At 65.8% G+C, this 19,403-nt stretch carries 18 protein-coding genes and 2 pseudogenes; 8 read left to right on the top strand and 12 right to left on the bottom strand.

Going from position 1 to position 19,403, the window contains the following annotated elements; genetic code table 11:
- The 5 genes and pseudogenes from EGJ34_RS07080 to prmB all read right to left on the bottom strand — a co-directional run.
- Positions 1 to 569: pseudogene (locus EGJ34_RS07080) on the bottom strand (fimbrial protein FimV); the annotation flags it as partial.
- A 54-nt stretch (positions 570 to 623) separates the two neighbouring features.
- Positions 624 to 1,649: an aspartate-semialdehyde dehydrogenase gene (locus tag EGJ34_RS07075; RefSeq protein ID WP_125359794.1), complete on the bottom strand. Its 1,026-nt coding sequence runs from the start codon at positions 1,647 to 1,649 to the stop codon at positions 624 to 626.
- 91 nt (positions 1,650 to 1,740) lie between these two features.
- The gene (locus EGJ34_RS07070; RefSeq protein ID WP_125359793.1) at positions 1,741 to 2,829 is read right to left on the bottom strand and encodes a D-glycerate dehydrogenase; all 1,089 of its coding nucleotides are present in this window, start codon (positions 2,827 to 2,829) and stop codon (positions 1,741 to 1,743) included.
- Complete coding sequence (gene aroC / locus EGJ34_RS07065; protein WP_125359792.1) at positions 2,822 to 3,925, bottom strand: chorismate synthase; 1,104 nt, start codon at positions 3,923 to 3,925, stop codon at positions 2,822 to 2,824. The genes EGJ34_RS07070 and aroC overlap by 8 nt, the downstream gene beginning before the upstream one ends.
- Complete coding sequence (prmB, locus tag EGJ34_RS07060; protein ID WP_125359791.1) at positions 3,922 to 4,851, bottom strand: 50S ribosomal protein L3 N(5)-glutamine methyltransferase; 930 nt, start codon at positions 4,849 to 4,851, stop codon at positions 3,922 to 3,924. Before prmB ends, aroC begins: the two co-directional genes overlap by 4 nt.
- Positions 4,852 to 4,984: 133 nt before the next feature.
- On the opposite strand from prmB, the gene EGJ34_RS07055 reads away from it, so the two are divergent.
- Together EGJ34_RS07055 and asd are read left to right on the top strand one after the other, a co-directional pair.
- Entirely contained in the window at positions 4,985 to 5,635 is a 651-nt protein-coding gene (locus EGJ34_RS07055) for an SCO family protein (RefSeq protein WP_125359790.1), read from the top strand.
- The gene (asd, locus tag EGJ34_RS07050; protein WP_125359789.1) at positions 5,632 to 6,474 is read left to right on the top strand and encodes an archaetidylserine decarboxylase; all 843 of its coding nucleotides are present in this window, start codon (positions 5,632 to 5,634) and stop codon (positions 6,472 to 6,474) included. Before EGJ34_RS07055 ends, asd begins: the two co-directional genes overlap by 4 nt.
- 69 nt (positions 6,475 to 6,543) lie before the next feature.
- Here the strand turns inward: asd and EGJ34_RS07045 are convergent, their stop codons facing one another.
- Together EGJ34_RS07045 and EGJ34_RS07040 are read right to left on the bottom strand one after the other, a co-directional pair.
- Positions 6,544 to 6,906, bottom strand: coding sequence for a ribonuclease E inhibitor RraB (locus EGJ34_RS07045; RefSeq protein WP_125359788.1), 363 nt, complete (start codon positions 6,904 to 6,906; stop codon positions 6,544 to 6,546).
- A 52-nt stretch (positions 6,907 to 6,958) separates the two neighbouring features.
- Entirely contained in the window at positions 6,959 to 8,563 is a 1,605-nt protein-coding gene (locus tag EGJ34_RS07040; protein WP_125359787.1) for a transglycosylase SLT domain-containing protein, read from the bottom strand.
- 131 nt (positions 8,564 to 8,694) lie between these two features.
- Between EGJ34_RS07040 and EGJ34_RS07035 the strand changes: the two genes are divergently transcribed.
- Complete coding sequence (locus tag EGJ34_RS07035; protein WP_125359786.1) at positions 8,695 to 10,200, top strand: helicase HerA-like domain-containing protein; 1,506 nt, start codon at positions 8,695 to 8,697, stop codon at positions 10,198 to 10,200.
- On the top strand, positions 10,200 to 10,703 hold the full coding sequence (greB, locus tag EGJ34_RS07030) for a transcription elongation factor GreB (protein ID WP_125359785.1): 504 nt from the start codon (positions 10,200 to 10,202) through the stop codon (positions 10,701 to 10,703). Before EGJ34_RS07035 ends, greB begins: the two co-directional genes overlap by 1 nt.
- Positions 10,704 to 10,713: 10 nt before the next feature.
- On the opposite strand, the pseudogene EGJ34_RS07025 reads toward greB, so the two are convergent.
- Positions 10,714 to 11,496: pseudogene (locus EGJ34_RS07025) on the bottom strand (DUF3025 domain-containing protein); the annotation flags it as partial.
- 26 nt (positions 11,497 to 11,522) lie between these two features.
- A complete protein-coding gene (gene rimO, locus EGJ34_RS07020; protein WP_125359784.1) occupies positions 11,523 to 12,890 on the bottom strand; it encodes a 30S ribosomal protein S12 methylthiotransferase RimO in 1,368 nt (455 codons plus the stop codon).
- Positions 12,891 to 13,098: 208 nt separating this feature from the next.
- On the opposite strand from rimO, the gene EGJ34_RS07015 reads away from it, so the two are divergent.
- From EGJ34_RS07015 to EGJ34_RS22155, 4 genes are read left to right on the top strand one after another with little or no spacing between them, the layout of a single operon-like run.
- Positions 13,099 to 14,631 (top strand): Fic family protein, encoded by a 1,533-nt coding sequence (locus EGJ34_RS07015; protein WP_125359783.1) that lies wholly within the window; start codon positions 13,099 to 13,101, stop codon positions 14,629 to 14,631.
- 47 nt (positions 14,632 to 14,678) lie between these two features.
- The gene (locus EGJ34_RS07010; RefSeq protein ID WP_125359782.1) at positions 14,679 to 15,350 is read left to right on the top strand and encodes a dienelactone hydrolase family protein; all 672 of its coding nucleotides are present in this window, start codon (positions 14,679 to 14,681) and stop codon (positions 15,348 to 15,350) included.
- Positions 15,347 to 15,769, top strand: a complete 423-nt coding sequence (locus tag EGJ34_RS07005) for an HIT family protein (protein WP_125359781.1) — start codon at positions 15,347 to 15,349, stop codon at positions 15,767 to 15,769. Before EGJ34_RS07010 ends, EGJ34_RS07005 begins: the two co-directional genes overlap by 4 nt.
- A 16-nt stretch (positions 15,770 to 15,785) precedes the next feature.
- Complete coding sequence (locus EGJ34_RS22155) at positions 15,786 to 15,953, top strand: DUF5668 domain-containing protein (protein ID WP_185750090.1); 168 nt, start codon at positions 15,786 to 15,788, stop codon at positions 15,951 to 15,953.
- A gap of 71 nt (positions 15,954 to 16,024) precedes the next feature.
- Here EGJ34_RS22155 and dcd read toward each other — a convergent pair whose 3' ends face one another.
- From dcd to EGJ34_RS06990, 3 genes are all read right to left on the bottom strand, one after another.
- Positions 16,025 to 16,597 (bottom strand): dCTP deaminase, encoded by a 573-nt coding sequence (gene dcd / locus EGJ34_RS07000; RefSeq protein WP_125359780.1) that lies wholly within the window; start codon positions 16,595 to 16,597, stop codon positions 16,025 to 16,027.
- Between the two features lie 41 nt (positions 16,598 to 16,638).
- On the bottom strand, positions 16,639 to 17,505 hold the full coding sequence (gene apbC, locus EGJ34_RS06995) for an iron-sulfur cluster carrier protein ApbC (protein ID WP_125359779.1): 867 nt from the start codon (positions 17,503 to 17,505) through the stop codon (positions 16,639 to 16,641).
- Positions 17,506 to 17,628: 123 nt separating this feature from the next.
- Entirely contained in the window at positions 17,629 to 19,380 is a 1,752-nt protein-coding gene (locus EGJ34_RS06990; protein ID WP_125359778.1) for an NAD(P)/FAD-dependent oxidoreductase, read from the bottom strand.
- Positions 19,381 to 19,403: the final 23 nt, after the last annotated feature.

The raw sequence follows: 19,403 nt of genomic DNA, 5'->3' as shown, positions 1-19,403 counted from the left end.
GGACTGGTCCGCGACGGGGTCGCTTCGGCCGGCTGCGATTCGGCGGCCAGCGGCTCGGCCGCCGCAGAGGCAGCTTCAGCTTCACGCACGATGGCGTTGGACATCGCCCCTTCCGGCGCGACGATTTCAGGCTCGGCCACCGCCACCGCGCTGTCGGGCGCATCGACCAGCGCGGAGTACTCGCGCACCAGACGCCCCTGCCCCCAGTCGGCCTCGATCAGGAAGTTCAGTGACGGGGTGGTGACCGGGGCCTGGCTGCTGACGCGGACCACGGCGCGCCCCTGGGTATTGCGGGTCAGTTCGAACTGCAGCTCGCTGACCAGACCGGTCGGGCGGTCGAGACCGACACGGGCGAACGTGACTGGAGAGGCCAGCGCCACGCGCAGGTTTTCCAGTTCGGACGGGTCAGCGGAAATGATCGGGATCTCAGCCAGCAACGGCTGGCCGGGTTTGGACAGCACCCGGATGTCGCCCAGGCCCAGGGCCATGGCCGAGCTGCTGGCCAGGGCCAGCAGCAGGGTGGATACCACTCTGAGCGGGCGCTTCGCGCCCGGAACTCGTTTCTTCATGCCGGCAATATAGCGATTCCGGACGATTCCAGCCACGCAGGGCGTGGCGTTGCATCACCCTTCGGCGGCCACCAGCTCGGCCAGCTGCACGGCATTCAATGCCGCGCCCTTGCGGATGTTGTCCGACACGATCCACAGGTTCAGGCCACGCGGATGCGACAGGTCTTCACGGATGCGGCCGACGTACACCGCGTCGGTGCCCGAGGCATGGGTGACCGGGGTCGGATAGCCACCGGCTTCGCGACGGTCCACCACTTCCACGCCCGGCGACTGCTGCAGCAGTTCGCGCGCGGCTTCCGGGGTGACCTTTTCACGGGTTTCAATCGCCACTGCTTCAGAGTGGCCATAGAACACCGGCACGCGCACGGCGGTGGGGTTCACCAGAATGCTGTCGTCGCCGAGGATCTTGCGGGTCTCCCAGACCAGCTTCATTTCTTCCTTGGTGAAGCCGTTGTCCTGGAAGTCGTCGATGTGCGGGATCAGGTTGAAGGCAATCTGCACCGGGAAGCGCTGCGGGTCGATGTCCTGGAAGCTGAGCAGCTGGCCGGTCTGCTTGCCCAGTTCCTCCAGCGCCGAACGGCCACCGCCGGACACCGACTGGTAGGTGGCGACGTTGATGCGCTCGATGCCGTAGCGGCGATGCAGCGGGGCCAGCGCCACCAGCATCTGCATGGTCGAGCAGTTCGGGTTGGCGATGATGCCGCGCGGACGGTTGGCAACCTGTTCCGGATTGACTTCCGAGACCACCAGCGGCACGTCGTCGTCGTAGCGGAAGGCCGAGGAGTTGTCGATCACCACCGCACCGGCGGCGGCAAACTTCGGGCCGTATTCCTTGGAGACACTGCCGCCCGCGGAGAACAGCGCGATGTCCACGCCCTTCGGATCGAATTCGGCCAGGTCCTGGACCTTGATCTTCTGGCCCTGGAACTCGATCTCACCGCCGGCCGAGCGCGACGAGGCGAGCAGGCTCAGGGTGGCGATGGGGAAGTTGCGTTCGGCGAGGATGGACAACATGGTTTCGCCCACCGCACCGGTTGCACCGACGACGGCGACGTGGAAACGACGATCTGCATTGCTCATTGGGATTTCGCTCGTTGATCGAATTTAGTATCAGACAGGGCTGCAAGGCGTCATGGTTACCGCATTGCAAGGGCGCGTGGCGACGCGTTCTTCAAATGGTGACGTCAGGGAACCGGGGCGCGGTTCCCGATCGTTTTGCGTCGTCTTTTTTGCCGCCCACCGCAGCGCCGCCGGCTTTCACGGCAGCCACTGCGTCGGCGTTGAGCGCGCTCGGCGGGTGATTCGCGTTCGGGCCCTGCCCCAGCGCGGCGGTCAGGTTGTCCACCGCCAGCTGCACCATCGCGCGGCGGGTGGCCTGGCTGGCGCTGCCGATGTGCGGGGTCAGCACGATGTTGTGCAGCGCCAGCAGTTCCGGGCGCACCGTTGGCTCGCCTTCGAAAACGTCGAGACCGGCGGCGGCAAGGCGGCCGTGGGCCAGGGCGTCGGCCAGGGCGAGCTCGTCGACGATGCCGCCCCGCGCGATGTTCACCAGGGTGGCGGTTGGCTTCATCTTCGCCAGCGCGGCCGCATCGATGATGTGATGCGAGCTGGCGCTGTACGGCAGCACCAGCACCAGGTGATCGGCTTGCGCCAGCAGCGTATCCAGGTCGACATACTGCGCCCCCACCTCTGCCTCGGTGGCATCGGGCAGGCGCGAGCGGTTGTGGTACAGCACGCGCATGCCAAAGCCGAGCGCGCCACGACGGGCAATGCCCTGGCCGATGCGGCCCATGCCGAGGATGCCCAGCGTGCTGCCGTGAACATCGGCACCCAGCATGGTCTGGAACGACCACTGCCCCCACTGCCCGTCACGCAGCCAGCGCTCGGCCTCGGTGATGCGCCGGGCGGTTGCCATCAGCAGCGCAAAGCCGAGGTCGGCGGTGGTTTCGGTGAGGACATCCGGGGTATTGCTGGCGAGGATGCCGGCCGCGCTGAGCGCATCGACATCCAGATTGTTGTAGCCCACGCCGACGTTGGCGATGGCGCGCAGCCGCGGTGCACCGGCGATTTCTGCCGCACCAATGCGTTCGTTGAGGGTGATCAGCGCGCCATCGACCTGGGCCAGCCGTTCGGCCAGCAGGTTCGGCGCATAGCGCGTCACCGCGTCGGTCACGGTCAGGTCGAAATGCTGCCCGAGCTGTTCGATGACGTCATCGAACAGCGGCTGACTGACCCACACCTTCGGACGCTGCTCAGCCATCGATGCTTCCCGGAATACGCGGGGTGATCTCGCCGACGTCGCCACACTGGGCGCGGTGACGCAACGCCTGGTCCATCAGCACCAGCGCCATCATCGCCTCGGCGATGGGGGTCGCGCGGATACCGACGCAGGGATCGTGGCGGCCGGTGGTGATGACGTCAACGGCCGCACCGGTGGCGTCCACCGTCGCGCCGGGCAGGCGCAGGCTGGAGGTCGGCTTGAGCACAATCGAAGCGGTCACCTGCTGGCCGGTGGAAATGCCGCCGAGGATGCCGCCAGCGTGATTGCTGGTGAAACCTTCCGGGGTGATCAGGTCACGGTGTTCAGTGCCCTTCTGTGCGGCGCTGGCAAAGCCGTCGCCGATTTCCACGCCCTTGACCGCATTGATGCTCATCAGCGCGGCCGCCAGTTCGCCGTCGAGCTTGCCGTAGATCGGCTCGCCCCAGCCCGGCGGCACGCCGTCGGCGACCACGTTGACGCGCGCGCCGACCGAGTCGCCGGACTTGCGTAGCGCATCCATGTAGCTTTCCAGCGCCGGCACCTGTTCGGCCACCGGCCAGAAGAACGGGTTGTCTTCCACCGCCGACCAGTCGTGCCCAGCGGGGGTGATTTCGCCCAGCTGCGAGAGGTAACCGCGCACCGTGACCCCGTAGCGCTGCGCCAGCCACTTCTTGGCGATGACGCCGGCGGCCACGCGCATGGTGGTTTCGCGCGCGGACGAACGACCACCGCCGCGCGGATCGCGGATGCCGTACTTCTGCCAGTAGCTGTAGTCGGCATGGCCCGGGCGGAACTGCTGGGCGATGTTGCTGTAATCCTTGCTGCGCTGGTCGGTGTTGCGGATCAGCAGCGCGATCGGCATGCCGGTGGTACGGCCTTCGTAAACGCCGGAGAGGATCTCGACCTCATCGGCCTCGCGGCGTGCCGAGGTATGCCGGCTCTTGCCGGTGGCACGCCGCTGCAGGTCGTGGGCGAATTCGTCGGCACTCAGTTCCAGCCCCGGCGGGCAGCCATCGACCACGCAGCCGATCGCCGGACCGTGCGATTCGCCGAAGGTGGTGACCGACAGGAGCTTGCCGAAGGTATTGGAACTCACGGCCGCTGCGCCGCCAGTTCGGTGATGCGGGCGCTGTGGGCGATCAGCTCGCGGCATTCGACCGCGAAGATGCCCATCTGACCGACCTTGAACTCCACCCAGGCGAAGTCCACTTCCGGCAGCAGCTTGATCAGGTGCTGTTCGGACTCGCCCACTTCGCAGATCAGCAGGCCGTCCTCGCTGAGGTGCAGCGGGGCGTCACGCAGGATCTTCAGCACCAGGTCGAGGCCATCGTCGCCGGCACGCAGGCCCATTTCGGGCTCGTAGGAGTATTCCTGCGGCAGCGCGTCGGTTTCGTCATTGGTGACGTACGGCGGATTGGTCACGATCAGGTCGTAGTGACGACCGGTGAGGCCATTGAACAGGTCGGACTTGAGCAGGGTGACATTGTGCGCCTGCAGGCGCTCCTTGTTCTCTTCGGCCAGCGACAGCGCATCATCGCTGAGGTCGACGCCGTCCACTTCCCAGTTCGGGTAGTAGTGGCCCATGGCGATGGCGATGCAGCCCGAGCCGGTGCACAGGTCCAGCGCGCGATGCACGTCGCGACCGGCCAGCCAGGGTTCAAAGCCGGATTCGATCAGCTCGGCGATCGGCGAGCGCGGCACCAGCGCGCGGGTGTCGCTCTTGAAGCTCAGGCCTGCAAACCAGGCCTCGCCAGTGAGATAGGCGGCCGGAATGCGCTCATCGATACGGCGCTGGAACAGCTCCAGCACCTGCAGCTTCTCGTCGCGGGTGACCCGTGCCTGACCATAGGCCGGACCAAGGTCGTGCGGCAGGTGCAGGCTGTGCAGGACCAGCTGGGTGGCCTCGTCCAGGGCGTTGTCGTAGCTGTGCCCGAAGGTCAGCCCGGCGGCGTTGAAACGGCTGGTGCCGTAGCGGATCAGGTCGATGATCGTATGGAGTTCGGCGGCCGTATCGGCAGTCATGGCAAGGCAACAGACAAATTGGCCCCCGATTATAGGCGCTGGAAGGGGCGGCGGCATCCGTTGCAGGCGAAACGGCTGGGCGGGGCCGGAGCCCTCCCCTATGATGGTGGGCCACTCCGGAAACGGGTCCTCCATGTTCAACCGCACCACAGGCATCATCCTGATCATCGCGCTGGCCGCCGGGCTGGGGCTGGTGACGGCGCAGAAGGTGTTCGCACCGAAGCCGGCGGCCAACCACCCCGCCACCGAATCGATCACGTTCTACCCGCAGCCGCGCCCGCTGCCGGACTTCAACCTGGGCCAGTCCGACGGCACCCGGATGATTCCCGGCGAGCTCAAGGGCCACTGGACGCTGGTGTTCCTGGGCTTCACGTTCTGTCCGGACGTCTGCCCGACGACCTTGGCCGACCTGGCGCGCGCCCAGAAAACCTGGGAAAGCCAGCCTGAGAGCCTGCGTCCGCGCGTGCTGTTCGTTTCCGTGGACCCCGAGCGCGATACGCCGGCCCGGCTGGGCGAGTACGTGCACGCCTTCCACAAGGACACCCTGGCGGCCACCGCGGACGTGCCCTCTCTGGAACGCTTTGCCACCTCGCTGGGCTTTGTGTTCCAGAAGGTGGAAGGCAGGCATTTTGATGAAAACCCCCAAGACTACACCCTGGAGCACTCGGCCAGCCTGGCCGTCCTGGACCCGGACGGCAAGCTGGCCGGCCTGATCCGCCCGCCCTTCCAGGCGCAGGCCATTGCCCGCGACCTGCAGCTGCTGACCGAGAAAACCGCACCATGAGCCTGACCACGAAGCTGACCTACGTCCTGCCGCACCGCCTGCTGTCGTCCATGGCGCGGAGCCTGGCGTATTCCAGCAACCCGAAGATCTCGCGCTGGCTGATCGACACCGTGACCGAGAAGTTCGGGGTAAACCTGGCCGAAGCGGCCAACCCGGACCCGCGCAGCTATCCGACCTTCAACCAGTTCTTCACCCGGGCGCTGAAGCCGGGGGCGCGCGTGCCCGATGCCAACCTGCGCAGCCTGTTGATGCCGGCCGACGGTCGCATCAGCCAGCTGGGCGCGATCGAGGACGGGGTGATCTTCCAGGCCAAAGGCCAGTCGTTCACCGCCGCGCAGCTGCTGGGCGATGCCGAGGCCGCCGAGGTGTTCCGCCATGGCCTGTTCGCCACGGTGTACCTGTCGCCGAAGGACTACCACCGCGTGCACATGCCCTGGACCGGCACCCTGGTCGAGACCGTACATGTGCCGGGCCGGCTGTTCAGCGTGGGTCCGGCGGCAGTGAACACGGTGCCGGCGCTGTTCGCGCGCAACGAACGCCTGGTGTGCCACTTCGAGACCGACTTCGGGCCGATGGTGCAGGTGATGGTGGGTGCTCTGCTGGTGTCGGGCGTGGAAACAGTATGGGGCGGTGAAGAGATTCCCACCTATGGCGACCGCATCCTGCGCAAGGACTATCGCGGCAAGGGCGTCACCCTGGAGCGGTTTGCGGAGATGGCGCGGTTCAACTACGGCTCGACCGTGATCGTGCTGCTGCCGCCGGGCGTGGCCGAGTTTGCGCCGCATCTGGATGCCGAGCGTGCAGTGCGCTTGGGCGAGGCGCTGGCGGTGTTGCGCTGAGGGACGGGCGTCACGACCAACGGTCGTGACCTACCGGGGTAGGTATCGACCGTTGGTCGATACCGGGCCTCAGGCGTCGTCGCCGCCGTGCGCGAACTCCACGGGGCCGACGTCCATGCCGTCGTAATCCTCGACGCCATTGGCTTCGGCCAGCGCCTGCAGCTCATGATTGCGCTTGTCCAGCGACTCGGCGGTGTGGATCTCGATCTTCTCCACATGCAGCACGTGGTACGGCGCTTCGCCCTCTTCCAGCTCCGGCTCGAACAGCTCGACCACGGTGTAGCCCTGGCCTTCCAGCACGTTGGCCAGCCCCTGCAGCGGCTCCGGGGTGGTGTTGACGAAGAAGTAGCCCCACACCAGGTTGCCCTGCAGGTCCCAGTCCGTGTTCTCACGAATGTTGGCGAACATCTCGTTGATGGCGGTGATATCCATCGTCATTCCTTAAAAGAGCGCTTCAATGGCGGCGAGCCTAACAGGTTCCGGGTTACTTCCCGCATCCCTGCAGTTTCAAGGACTGCCCCTGCCGCAGTGCGTAGGCCGGAGCCTTGAGCCCGTTGGCCCGGGCCAGCTCGCGCAGGTCGCAGCTGTATTTGTCCGAGATCCGCCCCAGGGTATCGCCCTTGCCCACCTTCACGCTGCGCACCGGCTTGGGCTTGGGCTTGGCCGCCACGGCCACCGGCGCGGTGGGCGCGGTGGCGGCTGCCGCGGCTTCCACGCCGGCCATCGGCACCACGCTGCCGACCGCCACGTTGCCGGTATAGCTGACGGCATTGGGACGCACGATGGCGGCATTGAGGTCCGCCGTGATCAGGGTGCGGGCCAGGTCCGCGCGTGGACCGGACACGCAGTAACGGTTGTACAGGCCGGCAATGCGGGTGGTGGCGTTGATGATCGTGCCGGCCGGAATCCAGCCGTCCGCCTCGTAACGCGGGTTGAGGTTGCGCAGCACGCGCATGTAGCCGTCGCGGGTGCCGGCGCTGCCCAGGCAGATGGTCAGTTCGTAGATGGTGGTCGACTTGGCCAGGCGCAGGGTGGCCGGCTGCGCGCTGATCTTGGGGAACTCGACGCCGTATTGCTGCGGGTGCAGGTAGATCCAGGCGGCGGCGATCACCATGGGCACGTAATCCTTGGTTTCGGCCGGGAACTGGTTGTACACGCCGTCCACCCAGAAGCCCTGCCCCGGGTTCTGCCGGAACACGCGCAAAGCGCGACCTTCGCCGCCGTTGTAGCCGGCCAGCGACAGCTCGACGCTGTTGTTGAGCTCGCGCATGCGCTCGTTGAGGTAGGTGGCGCTGGCCTCGGCCGCACTGCGCGCGTCGAAACGGGTGTCAAACCCGGTGCCGTCCGGGCCCAGGCCGAAGCGACGGCCGGTGGCCGGCATGAACTGCATCAGGCCTGCCGCGCCCGCGCGCGAACTGGCGTGCACGCGTCCATTGGATTCCTTGGCCATGATGCCGAACAGCAGCGCCTCGGGGAGGCCGCGCTTTTCCCACTCCGGCCACATCACCGAGCGCAGGTTCTGGTAGTTCTCGTAACTGGTCAGCAACGCCGGACGCATGTCGGTCAGCCAGCGACGAATGCCGGCCTGGACGGCGGGGTTGTACTCGACCATGTTGTCGAAGGCATGGCGCTTGTCGTTGAGGAGTGCGGCGGCACGTGCCGCCTCGGGGACATCGGCCGCCAGCGGGCCGATATGGTCCGGGTCGGCCTCCAGCAGCGCCGGGCCGCTGCCCGCGATCTCCTGTTCCTCTTCGCTGCCCGCGTCGGCGCTGCTCTTCAGCAGGCGCTTGTAGGTGATCAACAGGTTGCTGACCTGGCAGCCCTTCTGCACCACACAGGCGCTGACCACGTCCTCCATGTCTTCCAGCGCCGCATCACTTTCGTTGCGCCCCTTGGGGTCGGCGTTGGCGACCAGCACCTGGGCATCGGCAAAACGCTTTTCAGCGGCGGCCATGCGCTGCTCCAGCGCCTCGATCTTGACCTTGTCGCGTGCCGAGACGCGCTGGGCCTGCGCCTGCGGCGCGACGGTGAACAGAGCAGCCAATGCCAGCAGCGGCCAACCACGGACAAACAGGACAGGAACGGGCATCTTTGGCACTGTGAACGAATGAGCAGGCAGAGTAGCCGCGCGGCTTGCATCGGGGCAACCCGGTCGAGCGCCGGCCCCCTTCCGGCGTTTAGAATTTCCCCATTCACCTGCCCGACCACAGCGAGTTGACCATGGACCCGATCCTGCTTGGCAAAGGCGTCACTGACGATATCGCCGTCACGCTGCAACCCGCGCTGGGCAACCGGCACGGACTGGTGGCCGGAGCCACCGGCACCGGCAAGACCGTGACCTTGATGACCCTGGCAGAGGGTTTCTCGCGGATCGGAGTGCCGGTGTTCCTGGCCGACGTGAAGGGCGATGTCGCCGGCCTGGCGGTCCCGGGTGCCGGCGGCGAGAAGCTGCTGCAGCGCGCGCAGGAAATCGGCGTGAACGACTACGCACCCAGCGGCAGCCCGACGGTCTTCTGGGACCTGTACGGCAAGCTGGGCCATCCGGTGCGGACCACCGTCAGCGAAATGGGCCCGACCCTGCTGGCGCGCATCCTGGAACTCAATGACACCCAGGCCGGCGTGCTGGACATCGTGTTCAAGCTGGCCGACGACCGTGGCCTGCTGCTGCTCGACCTGGATGACCTGCGCGCCCTGCTCGGCCTGGTGGCCGACGAGCGCAAGGACATCTCGACCGAGTATGGGCTGGTCAGCGCGCAGACCGTGGCCGCGATCCAGCGCGCCCTGCTCCGGCTCTCCCAGGACGGAGGCGAGGCGTTCTTCGGCGAGCCGGCCCTGGAGCTGGCCGATCTGATGCGGGTCAACCACGACGGACGCGGCGTGATCGGCATTCTCGCTGCCGACCAGCTGGTGCTCAAACCGCGCCTGTATTCGACCTTCCTGCTGTGGCTGCTGTCGGAACTGTTCGAGACCCTGCCGGAAGTGGGCGACCTGGACAAACCCAGGCTGGTTTTCATTTTCGACGAGGCACACCTGCTGTTCGACGACGCCCCGGCGGCGCTGGTGCAGCGCATCGAGCAGGTGGTGCGGCTGATCCGCTCCAAGGGCGTGGGCGTGTACTTCTGCTCGCAGTTCCCCGATGACGTGCCCGCCAACATCCTGGGCCAGCTCGGCAACCGGGTGCAGCATGCGCTGCGTGCGTTCACGCCGCGCGACCAGAAGGCGGTGAAGATCGCCGCCGAAACCTTCGTCCCGAACCCGAAGCTGGATGTGGTGGCGACGCTGTCCCTGCTCGGCACCGGCGAGGCGCTGGTCTCCACCCTGCAGGACAAGGGCATCCCCTCGCCCGTGCAGCAGACCCGGATTGCGCCGCCGCGCTGCCGGATGGGGGCAATCACCGAGGCCGAGCGGGCGCAGGTGCGTGCCGGCAGTCCCGTGGGCACCCGCTATGACACGCCAGTAAACCGCGAATCGGCCGCCGAACTGCTGGCGCAGCGTGCGGAGAAGGCCGTGCAGCAGGCCGACATTCCGAAGGCGCGCACGCGCGAACAGGATGAGGCGCAGGACAACGGCTTCGGGCAGTCGATCAAGGACGCCATTTTCGGCACCAAGCGTCGCCAGGGCATGATCGAAACCATGGCCAAGCAGACCACCCGCACGGTCGGCACCAAGCTGGGCAACCAGATCGTGCGCGGCATTCTGGGCAGCATCTTCGGCGGCAAACGCTGATGTCGCGTTGGCGTCCACCGGGCGAGAAGAGCACGGCGCTGATCACCGCACAGGGGCATCAGCGCCTGAAAAGTGAACTGGACGAGCTGTGGCGGGTGAAGCGACCGGAGGTGGTAAAGGCGCTGGCGGCGGCAGCCGCCGAGGGTGACCGCTCGGAGAATGCCGAGTACACCTACCGCAAGAAGCAGCTGGGCGAGATTGACCGCCGGGTGCGCTACCTGACCAAGCGACTGGAATCGCTGCGCGTGGTGGATACCGTGCCGACCGATGCGCAGGCGGTGTTCTTCGGGGCCTGGGTGGAACTGGAGAATGTCGACAGCGGCGATACGGCGCGCTATCGCATCGTCGGACCGGATGAGACCGATGCCGGTGCCGGCTGGATCAGCATTGACTCGCCGCTGGCGCGGGCGTTGTTGAAGAAGCGCGTGGATGATGAGTTCGAGGTGGAATTGCCGAGCGGGCGCACCGGGTTTGCGATTCTGGCGGTGGAATATTCTGTGTGACCGGTACATCCGGGTATTTCCGCCCCTCACGCAATGGCCGGAAATACCCCGCATCTGAGTAAAACGCCGTGTCCTGCGGCACCCACCACCCCGGCACGCCCATCAACGGCAACGGCCGCAGCTCCAGCGGATCTGACAGCACGCGCCCGTCTTCCACTGCCTCCGCCACCGCCGCCACGGCACCAGCATCATCTCCGCCCTGCACCACCAGGCACTTCCCAACCAGCAACCGCTCCGGCAACAGCGCCTGCTCCATCAATGCATGGCCGAACATGGCGGCAACGGCGATCTTCCCCTCACGCCACGCATCGGCCTGCGTGACAAAGAGCGCCTCCCAGTCGTGCGCATCCCACGCCTGCAGCAACGCAGGATCGCCCACCCGCACCACCACGCCGGTTTCGTCAAACTGGGTCAGCGCAGCCTGCGCGCGATTGCGCTGGTGCCCGCCCTGTCCTGCGATATGCCGGCACTGCTGTGCATTGAGCGCGCGCTTGAGCGTCGGATAGCGCGCCCACACGAGTGCGTTGAACAGGTCGTGCCAGTTCTCTGCACGCGTCGCAATCGCGCCGCGCGCAATGCGCGTTTCGTAGTGAAGGTGGTCGGCCAGCAGGGCATCGTTCTGCTCCACCAGACGTTTGCCGTCCAAGGCCAGGCGCTGATTCAGCGCGGGCACACACGGCCACTCAGGGCCGGTCAGCAGATCCCGGAAATCGGCGATCTGCGCGAACAAGGGGTGGTCGAACGTGGTCGCCGCCACCTCTGTACGCAGCGGCGCAACGAACCGGCGGCGCATGCCACCGGCATCGGCCGCCGCCGTGATCACAGCACCTTGAGGTCGAGCAGCTTGCGCGCCGGGCTTTCGTCGATCAGCGCGTCGCCATACAGGTCATGCTCGTCGCTTTCGGTGATTTCGACATTGACGAACTGACCCACCTGCAGGCGCGCCTCGTCGGCATTCTGGATATGCACCAGACCGTCGATCTCCGGCGCGTCGGCCTTGGAACGGGCTACGGCAATGCCGTCCTCGATCGCGTCGACCAGGCACTGCTGCACGGTACCGATCTTGGCCTCCAGCCGCGCTGCGGAAATCTCCGCCTGACGGGCCATGAAGCGGGCCAGACGCTCCTGCTTGACCTCGTCCGGCACCGCGCCAGGCAGATCGTTGGCGGTGGCACCGGTCACCGGCGAGTAGGCAAAGGCACCGACACGGTCCAGCTGCGCCTCGTCCAGGAACGACAGCAGCTCCTCGAACTCGGCTTCAGTTTCGCCGGGGAAGCCGACGATGAAGGTCGAGCGCACGGTGATGTCAGCGCACAGCTGGCGCCAGCGCTGCACGCGCTCCAGGGTTTTGTCGACCGCGCCCGGGCGCTTCATCAGCTTCAGGATGCGCGGACTGGCGTGCTGGAACGGGATGTCCAGGTACGGCAGGATGCGGTTCTCGGCCATCAACGGCACCACGTCGTCCACGTGCGGATACGGGTACACGTAGTGCATGCGGGTCCAGGCATCCAGTTCGGACAGGCCTTCGCACAGCGACTTCATCCGGGTCTGGTAGGCCTTGTCACGCCACATGCGCTCGGCGTATTTCACGTCCACGCCGTAGGCCGAGGTGTCCTGCGAGACGACCAGCAGTTCCTTGACGCCACCACGCACCAGCCGCTCGGCTTCGCGCAGCACCTCGTCCACCGGGCGCGAGACCAGCTTGCCGCGCATCGAGGGGATGATGCAGAAGCTGCAGTGGTGGTTGCAGCCTTCGGAAATCTTCAGATAGGCGTAATGACGCGGGGTCAGCTTGATGCCGTAGTCCGGCACCAGGTCCACGAACGGGTCATGCCTGGGCGGCAGCGCGGCATGCACCGCTTCCATCACGCTCTGGTAGTCCTGCGGACCGGACACCGCCAGCACGTCGGGGTAGGCCTTGCGGATCTCCTCCGGGCGCTTGCCCAGGCAGCCGGTGACGATCACCTTGCCGTTCTCGTTCATCGCCTCGCCGATGGCATCCAGCGACTCGGTCACTGCCGAATCAATGAAGCCACAGGTATTGACCACGACCACGTCGGCCGAGTCGTAGGACGGCACGATGTCGTAGCCCTCGGCCCGCAGCTGGGTGAGGATGCGCTCGGAATCGACAAGGGCCTTCGGGCAGCCAAGGCTGACGAAGCCGACTTTGGGGTTCAGCTGGGACATGGATCGCGGGACTCTGGGGGCCTGGGCCGCTGCCGGAGTGGCAGGCAGACCTGGGGGCCGGGGCCTGAAAGGCGGCAAGTATACCGGGCGGGGCGAGCCGGGCGGGCACCTCAGTACCGCGATCTCACGGAAAGATGAGACTTATCTGTAAAATTTTCTGGTCAAGAGTGGCAATATGTAAAGAAATCTGGGCTCGCGTAAAAAAATCATGACTGTCGGCTACGAATGGATAAGAAATCATTTCGGCCTCGACGCGCTCCCGCCGCGTCGCCCAGCGCGCGTGAGCCCAGTAACACGCGTGGAGCACTTCGCCGATCACGTGGCGGTGCCCGCCAGCGTCGCCCCTACGGAGGGCGCGGACGTGCTGGAGCATTTCCTCTTTGCATTGAAACATGAGCCTGTCCAGCTCGCCATTCTCATGGAAGGAATGCGGCACGTCCCCGCAGAACGGATTGCATCGACGTTCCGACAAACCCCCAGCGGGGCCTACGCGCGTCTTGCCGGATTCTTCTGGGAGGCCAGCAATGGGCGCATGCTTGAGGATATCCCCGCATCGACAGGTGCCGTCGTGGATGTGTTCGACGCCTCCCGGTTCGTGGTCGGACAGGACCAGCGCAATGCCCGCTGGCGCGTGAACTTCAATGGCCTGGGGACGCTGACCTATTGCGCCACCGTGGAAAAGACGCCTGCCATCCAAGAAGCCATGCAGCGTGCCGTGCTGGCTCGGGCCAATCACGTGCTTGCCGACATGGACCCGACCATCCGTGACCGGGCATTGGAATGGGCGTACCTGAGTGAAACGCGCGGCAGCTTTGAAATCGAAGGGGAGACTCCTGGGGCGTCCAAACAGGCAGCTTTCGTTCGCGTACTCCAGCAGGCGCATCTACGCGAGCCTCTGACCGAGGACTACCTCTCGGCACTGCAGAACACGGCCATCAGCAATCCCCTGCAACAGGCCGCCTCTTTCAGACACCAGCAGAATCATCTGGCCAAGGCCCATCGCGGGGCGGCGGCGGTGACCTATGTCCCGCCGCCTCCCGAGTTGGCGCGCGAGCTGATGGACGCGCTGATGAAATGGTCGAATCACCACCTGGACGGGGTAGACCCGTTGGTCGCTGCCGCTGTGGTGTCGTTTGGATTCGTCTTCATCCACCCCTTCATGGATGGCAACGGGCGCCTTTCTCGATTCCTTCTGCATCAGACCCTTTGCCGAGCCGGCGCGCTCAAGAACGGGCTGATCCTCCCCATCTCGGTTGCCATGAAGAAGCATGAAGCCGAGTATCTGGATGCGCTGCAGGCGTTTTCGCGCCCCATGCGTGAAAAGTGGGATGTCCGCTGGATCGACGGAGAACAGTTTGAGTACCAGTACCTGGGCGACCGGCACTACGACGCCTATCGCTACTGGGACGCAACGCCGGCAGCGGAGTTCTGCATGAAGATGGCCGAGCTCGCACTGGATGAGGAACTTCGCAACGAAACCGAGTTCCTGCTGCGTTATGACCTTGCGCACAGGGCCGTTGACGACGCCTACGACCTTGTCAACAGTGACCTGGCGGTGCTCCTCATCGGTGCTTTCCAGAACAACGGCGTTGTTTCCAAACGCAGGCGTGCTCAGTTCCAGCATCGCGTGCCTGAAGCGGCATTCGACTTCATCGAAGACAGGGTCAAGGCGGCCCTGGCAACAGAACATGTGGACTTCGACGGCACTGGAGACGAGCCTGCGGCGATGACGCCCCACTAACCTGCCGACCACCGATAATGAACGCCTGAACATTCAGGAGTGCTGCAATGGGTGAGTGGGTCACGTTGGATACGCATCATGGGCCGGTCCGGGCCTGGCAGGCGCTGCCGGAGGGCAAGCCGCGCGGCGGGCTGGTGGTCATCCAGGAGATTTTCGGGGCCAACCCGCATATCCGCGAGGTGGCCGAAGGATTTGCTGAGCAGGGCTACGCGGTGCTGGCCCCGTCGTTCTTCGACCTGGTAGATGGCCCCGAGACCGATCCCGACGCCCTGCCCTACGACCCGGACGGGGTGAAGCAGGGCCTGGAGCGGGTCAATGCGCTCGGGGTGGAAAAGGCGCTGGAGATCGTCCGCGCGGCGGCCTCGAAGCTGGCCCCGGCGGGCAAGGTCGGTACCGTCGGCTACTGCTGGGGCGGCAGCATTGCCCTGTTGTCCGCGTTGCGCCTGGGCCTGCCCTCGGTCAGCTACTACGGTGCCCGCAATGTGCAGTTCCTGGACGAGGCGGCCAAGGCACCGGTCATGTTCCATTTCGGCGCGCAGGACAAGAGCATTCCGCCGGAGGCGGTGCAGGCCCACCGCGAAAAGCTGCCGCAGATGGCGACCTACGTCTACCCGGCCGACCACGCCTTCAACCGGAGCGTCGGACACGCGTATGATCCAGACAGCGCCGAACTGGCGCTGCAACGCACCCTTGACTTCTTTTCGGAGCATCTTGGATGAGCGAGTTTGAACTGGATTCCCGCCTGGCCACCGACAGTGTGCTGGTTGATGAAGGCCCGTTGTCGCAAGTGCGGTTGATGAATGACGAGCGGTACCCGTGGTTGATCCTGGTGCCGCGGCTGGCCGACATCACCGAATGGATCGAACTGGACGGCGAGCAGCAGGACAAGCTGCGCACCGAGTTGAACCGGGCCTGCAAGGCGCTCAAGGGCACCGACGGCGTGGAAAAGATCAACATCGGTTCGCTGGGCAACATCGTGCGCCAGCTGCATTTCCACGTGATCGGCCGCCATCAGGGCGACCCGGCCTGGCCCGCGCCGGTCTGGGGCCACGGCCAGGCGCACAGGTTCGACCCGGATGTGCTGACCGAACGTGTCGCGTACTGGAAGGAACGGCTAGGATATTCGCCCCAGCCCTGAGTCCAGACACACACCCATGCGTTTCAATCTTGTCGCTGCCATCCTGTTGATTCTTATCGGCCTGTTCATGCTGGCCAGCAATCTGGGCTGGACCCAGTTGAACCTGTCCCGGCTGTTCCTCACCTGGTGGCCGGTCGGCCTGGTGGCGGTGGGCGTGGCGATGTTGTTCGGTCGCGGAAAGTAACGCGATACACATGATAATGCCGGCCCGAGGGCCGGCATTTTTCATTGCGGGTTCGCCGGGCAAGCCCGGCACTACGTGCGCGGCAGAGTGACGCCGGTCTGGCCCTGGTACTTGCCACCGCGGTCCTTGTACGAGGTTTCGCAGATGTCATCCGGGGTCGCCTGGAAGAACAGCATCTGCGCCACGCCTTCGTTGGCGTAAATGCGCGCCGGCAGCGGCGTGGTGTTGCTGAACTCCAGCGTGACGTGCCCTTCCCACTCCGGTTCCAGCGGGGTCACGTTGACGATGATGCCGCAGCGCGCGTAGGTGCTCTTGCCCAGGCACACCACCAGCGTGTCACGCGGAATGCGGAAGTACTCCACCGTGCGCGCCAGCGCGAAGCTGTTGGGCGGAATGATGCATTCGTCGGCGGTGATGTCGACGAAGCTGCCACTGTCGAAATGCTTCGGGTCGACAATGGTGGAGTTGATGTTGGTGAACACCTTGAACTCGCGCGAGCAGCGTACGTCGTAGCCGTAGCTGGAGGTGCCGTAGCTGACGATGCGCTGGCCGTTGGCCTGCTTGACCTGGCCGGGCTCGAACGGCTCGATCATGCCGTGTTGTTCGGACATGCGGCGGATCCAGCGGTCACTCTTGATGCTCATCGGGGGGTCCTGGGTGCGTTGAGGCAGGGATTCTAAGCGGATCAGAGCAGCTGGGACAAAATGGGAATGCTTGCGCGCGGGCGCTTGCCCATTTCCTCGACCAGACGCTCCGCGGCGGCCAGATAGGCCTTGGCTGCCAGCGATTCCGGCGCAGCGGCGACGATCGGGGTGCCGACATCACCCTGCTCACGGATGCCGATGTCCAGCGGCAGCGAGCCCAGCAGCGGCACGCCGTACTGGGCGGCCATGCGCTGGCCGCCGCCATCGCCGAACAGGTGCTCGACCTGGCCGCAGTTGCTGCAGGTGTGCACGGCCATGTTCTCGACGATGCCCAGCACCGGCACCTCGACCTTCTCGAACATCTTCAGCGCCTTCTTCGCATCCAGCGTGGCGATGTCCTGCGGCGTGGTGACGATGACCGCGCCGGCCAGCGGGATCTTCTGGGTCAGGGTGAGCTGGATGTCGCCGGTGCCCGGCGGCAGGTCGATCAGCAGGTAATCCAGGTCGTCCCACAACGTGTCGTTGAAGAACTGGGTCATGGCCGAGGTCGCCATCGGGCCGCGCCAGATCATCGGGGTCTCGTCCTCGATCAAATAGCCGATCGACATGGTTTCCACGCCGAACGCACGCAGCGGTTCGATGGACTTGTTGTCCGGGCTTTCCGGACGACCACTGAGACCCAGCATGGTTGGCACGCTGGGACCGTAGATGTCGGCGTCGAGCAGCCCGACGCGCGCCCCCAGTCTGGCCAGCGCCACGGCCAGGTTCACCGCGGTGGTCGACTTACCCACGCCGCCCTTGCCCGAGCCCACCGCGATCACATTGCGGACCCGCGGATGCGGGCTGAGCCCCTTCTGCACCTGGCTGACATGGGGACGTCGAGAGGGGCTGGCACTCACTGCGGGCACTCCGGAAAAGCAGAACGGGAAAGCCGCTCACTATACAGGGGTGCTGGACGCGGCCTGGCAAGATGAATTCATTCAGCCGCGTTGCGTCCCGCGCTGCCTGGCTGCCCTTCCAGGTCGATGGCGCTATAGATCCGCCAGGATCACATGCGCCGCATTGTGCCCGGGTGCCCCCGTCACCCCGCCCCCCGGGTGTGTGCCCGATCCACATAGATAAAGCCCCGGAAGCGCGCCGCGATAGTCTGCCTGGCCCAGCATCGGCCGGGCACTGAACAGCTGGTTGAGACTGAGCGCGCCATGGAATATGTCGCCACCCAGCAGACCGAATGTGCGTTCGAGATCCAGCGGACTGAGCACCTGTCGGCCCAGCACCAGCTGGCTGAAACCCGGCGCGTGCTGCTCCACCGTCGCAAGCATCAGTTCCGCCACCTCCTCACGGTGATCGTCCCAGCTACGCCCACCTGGAAGCACGGGTGCCACGTGCTGGCAGAACAGACTGGCCACATGTTGGCCGGGGGGTGCCAGCGAATCGTCCAGCGTGCTGGGGATCAGCATCTCCACGATCGGCTGGCGCGACCAGCCATGCGCACGGGCGTCACTGTAGGCACGGTCCATATAGGCCAGCGTGGGCGCGATGATGATGCCGGCGGTGAGATGGTCGCCTGCCCCGGGCAGCACGGTGAAATCCGGCAGCGCCGACAGCGCCACGTTCATGCGGAAGGTGCCGGACGCGCACCGCCAGTTGGCCATGCGTTCGCGGGTGGCTGACGGCACCTGCCCGGGCGACAACAACTGCTCGTACAGCAGTTTGGGATTGACGTTGGCCACGACCGCACGCGCGCGGATGATCTCGCCATCCGTCGTCTGCACACCCACCGCTTGACCCTGCTCCACCAGTATCCGCTGTACGCCTGCATTCGTCTGGATCCGGGCACCCGCCGCCTGCGCGGCGCGTGCCATCGCCTGGGTGATTGCGCCCATGCCGCCGATCGCATGACCCCATGCCCCTTCCACCCCGTTGCTTTCGCCGAAGGCGTGATGCAACAGCACATAGGCCGTGCCCGGCGCGTGCGGACTGGCGTAGTTGCCAACGATGCCGTCAAATCCAAACAGCGCCTTGATCGGTTCACTTTCAAACCAGCGGTCGAGATACTCCGACGCAGAGATGGTGAACAGGTCCAGCAGCTCCTGCCGGAGCGCTGGCTCCAAACCGTGCAGACGGCGACCGAGCTGACCCGCCCGCCACAGCTCAGGCAGTTGCCGCAGCCAGCTGCCCTCGCCCACGTTGGGCGGTGCCTGCAACGCGGTATCGCGCAGCACATCGGCGAAGGCCTCCAGGCGCTGCTCAAACAACGGCAGCTGGGCGGCATCACGCACGGAGAAGCGCGCGACCTCCGCCGCCGTCCGACCCGGACCTGCCAGCAGGTAATCACCGTCCAGCGGAAGGAAGTTGTTGATCCGGCGCGGTACCACGCGCAATCCATGCGCGGCCAGGTTCAGATCCGCAATCACCTTGGGCTGCAGCAGCGACACCGTATAAGAGGCGACCGAATTGCGGAAACCCGGGTGGAACTCCTCGGTGACCGCCGCCCCGCCGACCACGCTGCGGCGCTCCAGCACCAGCACGCGTTTTCCGGCCTGGGCCAGGTAGGCCGCGCAGACCAGGCCGTTGTGCCCGCCGCCGATGATGACCGCGTCCCACACACCCGAAGTGGCTTTGCTCATCGTGGCTGTATACACCGCCCGGACCTGCGCTGTCGCCCCGCCGGCGCGTTCACATGCCCTCGCTTGCCTTCGCCCATGACCTTCGACACCCTTGCAGGCCGGGCCAGCGGCGTATCGTCTGCCCCACGCTCCGGCAAGGAGCACCCTATGCATGTCTATACGGCCTGGAGGCCCAC

It is taken from the genome of Stenotrophomonas sp. 278 (genome assembly GCF_003935715.1).
Lineage (GTDB): Bacteria > Pseudomonadota > Gammaproteobacteria > Xanthomonadales > Xanthomonadaceae > Stenotrophomonas > Stenotrophomonas maltophilia_AH.
This window is presented reverse-complemented; position numbering and strand designations above follow the sequence as displayed.